Source organism: Streptomyces sp. ADI95-17 (genome assembly GCF_003846175.1).
In the GTDB taxonomy this organism is placed as follows: domain Bacteria; phylum Actinomycetota; class Actinomycetes; order Streptomycetales; family Streptomycetaceae; genus Streptomyces; species Streptomyces sanglieri.
Genome location: NZ_ML123058.1, coordinates 68,241 through 71,348, shown reverse-complemented (window position 1 = coordinate 71,348; position 3,108 = coordinate 68,241). Strand labels below are relative to the sequence as shown.

Annotated in this window: 3 protein-coding genes; all 3 read right to left on the bottom strand. The window is 66.7% G+C overall.

Annotated features, from left to right (window positions below):
- Positions 1–68: 68 nt before the first annotated feature.
- The 3 genes from EES42_RS44180 to EES42_RS44170 all read right to left on the bottom strand — a co-directional run bounded on the left by EES42_RS44180 (position 69) and on the right by EES42_RS44170 (position 2,608).
- The gene (locus tag EES42_RS44180; protein WP_164495610.1) at positions 69–884 is read right to left on the bottom strand and encodes a DUF4158 domain-containing protein; all 816 of its coding nucleotides are present in this window, start codon (positions 882–884) and stop codon (positions 69–71) included.
- A 538-nt stretch (positions 885–1,422) separates the two neighbouring features.
- On the bottom strand, positions 1,423–1,893 hold the full coding sequence (locus tag EES42_RS44175; RefSeq protein WP_124723812.1) for a VOC family protein: 471 nt from the start codon (positions 1,891–1,893) through the stop codon (positions 1,423–1,425).
- Between the two features lie 244 nt (positions 1,894–2,137).
- Positions 2,138–2,608, bottom strand: coding sequence for a hypothetical protein (locus EES42_RS44170; protein ID WP_124723811.1), 471 nt, complete (start codon positions 2,606–2,608; stop codon positions 2,138–2,140).
- Between the last annotated feature and the right edge of the window lie 500 nt (positions 2,609–3,108).

Below are 3,108 nucleotides of genomic sequence, written 5' to 3'. Positions count from 1 at the left end.
GGGAGTAGGTCCAGCGCTCCCCGGGGGGAGTTCCTCGGCTGGCTTCCGGGGTGATCACCGCAAGGCGTTCACCGCCCTTTCGGGCTTCTCTCAGGAGATCGCGCCACCCGCCGCTCTGCACGCGCGTTGATCTTGTGGACCAGGGCGACCAGCAGTTCCACCAGCGCATCGGTGATCTCCGCCTGCCGGGAGAAACACAGCGCGGCCAGGAGCGTGACCCGTACGTCCTCACTCGTGTCACGGAAGTCCGAGGGGTACATCTTGATCGCCCGTGCCCGCCACGCGGCCACCAACTTCTCCGAGCAACCCGCGAACAGCCCCTCGGACATACCAAGCTTGCGTACGTCGGTCAGCTTGGTGATCTCCGCCAGCAGCGAGTCCAGCCCCACCGCGCCAGGGTCCCGTTTGAGCGAGGCCAGCAGCGCCGTGCCGTCCTCATTGCCCTCGGCGACCAAGACCAGCAGACGGCCGACGCACACGTCGCCCAAGCGCATGACGGTCTGCGCGCAGAAGACCCGGTCAGCGCGGGCCCGAGCCGCGGCCACGATCCGCTCGACCCTGCCCGGAGGCTCGATGCGCTCACTTCGGCACCGCACGAACAAAGCCTCACGCAGCCGGTCCTCGACCAGCTCAACCGGGCAGATCTCGACCGCGAGCCAAACGGTCAGCCGTTCCTCATCCGCGCGGGTCGCCGGCCGGAAGCCGAGCGCCTCGCGGATCTGCGTACGGTGCCCCTTCGCCGAGCGGGACGCCAGGTCGTACTTCGCCACGTTCTCCGCCGGCACCTTCACGAGGTCGGCCACGTAGTCGACCGCGGCCTGCGGGAACTCCTCAACGAGCTGAGGGAATCTGCCTTCCAGCTCGAAGAACTTCAAGGTCAGCACGAAGCCAAGCCGGGTATGGCCAGACTTGTTCGCGACCAGGTCCCATCACCGCCCACTGGCGTCCAGCACGCCACCAAGTCCTCCGGAGACCACTCGCGCCGCATGAACTCTCCCGCCCCGCCGCCGACTACTCGTTCGGCCTAACGAAGGAGGCGGCCACGAAGCAACGGGACTGTCAGCAGGCGCGAGGACCTACTTTGCACCGTGGGTCAGAGATAGGAGACCGGGGCCTAATGATCGACCTGATAAGGATGAAGCCACAGGTTCAATCCTGTGGTCGGCCAGCGCGCGCTCAACTGTGGGACGAGGCGACATGACTTGACTCAGCCATTGAGACTCCACCGCCCTCACGCACCTCACCCTTGACAGGATCGGCCGCGAGCAGGTGGGCATCGCGGTCGAAGTCGTCGAGCGCAACCCGGCGGACACCGGGTTCGTTCCCCAGCCCAAGCGACGCGCAGGCCGCCCGGCTCGCCGAGATCGTCCGCGACTCGCGCAGTCAAGGTCAATAGCGGGGCACGGCCCGGGATCTCGGAGCTCACTCGGAATCGCCGGTGCGGGAACTCGGGGGCCAGTGAGCCGGTGTCCAGTCTCCCTCCGGGTCGGTGGTCTGGCCGACTTCGATCAGATGGCCGTCAGGGTCGCGGATGTAGCAGCGGATCTCGTACGCGTGTTGTTTCGGCGGCGTCAGGAACTGGGCACCTCGGGCGCTCCACTCCTCGTACAAGGGGTAGATGTCCCTGACGCGGATATTGAGGAAACTGCTGACCCGGCCGAAATCGCGCGGCGCCTCCAGGGTGACCGAGGGCTTGTCGTCCGTCGGGCCTCCGCCACCGTTGATGATGATCCAGCTGTTGGCCAGTGCGACATAGGTCAGGCCTCCAGGGCCGGAGTAGGCCAGCCGGCCGCCGAGCACTTCGGTGTAGAAGCGTCGAGAGCGTTCGACATCGTCCGAGACGATGAAGTGGGCCAGTACAATTCCCTCTGGCGGTGGCGGGAGATCGGCCATCTGGTGCCTCCACTTGTCGGTCTTATGCTCCGTTGTTGATGCGCATTGACGGTAGGTTCCCCCTTCGAAGTGGCCGGCAATTTCACCGGCTCGCCCTCCTGGAAGATTCGCGGGCAGCTGTACACGGATGGCTCGCCGCTTAAGGCCATTGGAGCAACGCAGAGGTGTGCGCCTCGAGTCCCAGCGCCACACGATTACTGAGGAATTCGCTGCCTGTGCGCAAGTGCCCGTCGGGCCCATCGACTCAGGGATCGAGTCTTTCCAAAACTGCGGCGGTCACCACCCCGTAAGCCAGATGGGGCACGATGTCGGCAATCCGGTCCTTGGCAGACCACGTGCGCGGGTCGGTCACTTTGAGCACGGTCATGGGGGCGTCGGTGCCCAGACGGGCGCCGAATCCAGCGGTCGCGTAAGCGATCAACCTGGACGGACGCCAGCCCTCGGCCCGCACCAGGCCCAGAAGGGCACCCAGACCGATCCCGGCAGCGATGCCGGTCAGTGCCGCCAGGCCCGCGACTCGATTTTCCTTCTCAGCGCCGTGACCGGGAATGGGCAGGTGCATCGCCTGTGACAGCTTCTCGACGGTGGCTCGCGGAGTGCCACTCGCGGGCCGCGCACGCCATGCCATGTCCAGATAGCCGACGGTGTTGAGAGCAGTGGTACCGGCGGCACCGGCAGCGGCTCCGTACAGCAGTCCGGTGACGGGTCTGGTCATCGTCTATCCCTCGGTCGTCTGGCGTGCAGTGCACCCCGCACCAGTCAACGCCGGAGCCGGTTCGCCCGCCACCGGAGGACAGCGCGCCGGTAGCGACGAGGACGGCTCGGACACGGCGAACGGCTCCGTCCTGCGGAAGGACGTCGAGCGTGGCGTGGGTGATGTCGTGTCCTGGGCGGCGAGTTGCGCCAGGAGGCGGGCGCCGCCCTGAGCGCGTGTCCATGCGAGGACTGACCAGGGGTCGTCTGCCTTGCCCAGTGCTTCGACGAGCGGTTTCAGCTGTGGGGAGATGGTGCCGTCCGTGGGAGACGACGCGACAACATGTCCGCTTGGGTGAGTAGCGCCCGGATCGAACTGCTAATGCGGTGGTCAGACGCCGTCACCGCCGACGGCAGTGACGGCAACGCTGACGGCAACGACGGCGGACGCCAGCGGCGCTCAGCAGCCCGGCACAGTGCCGGCGGTTGTTGGCTGACCGCCTCACCACCATGTGCCCGCAT

What these genes read in the sequence shown, in the direction of transcription:
- EES42_RS44170 (WP_124723811.1), bottom strand. Translation starts at nt 2,608, where the DNA reads ATGACCAGACCCGTCACCGGACTGCTGTACGGAGCCGCTGCCGGTGCC.
- EES42_RS44175 (WP_124723812.1), bottom strand. Translation starts at nt 1,893, where the DNA reads ATGGCCGATCTCCCGCCACCGCCAGAGGGAATTGTACTGGCCCACTTC.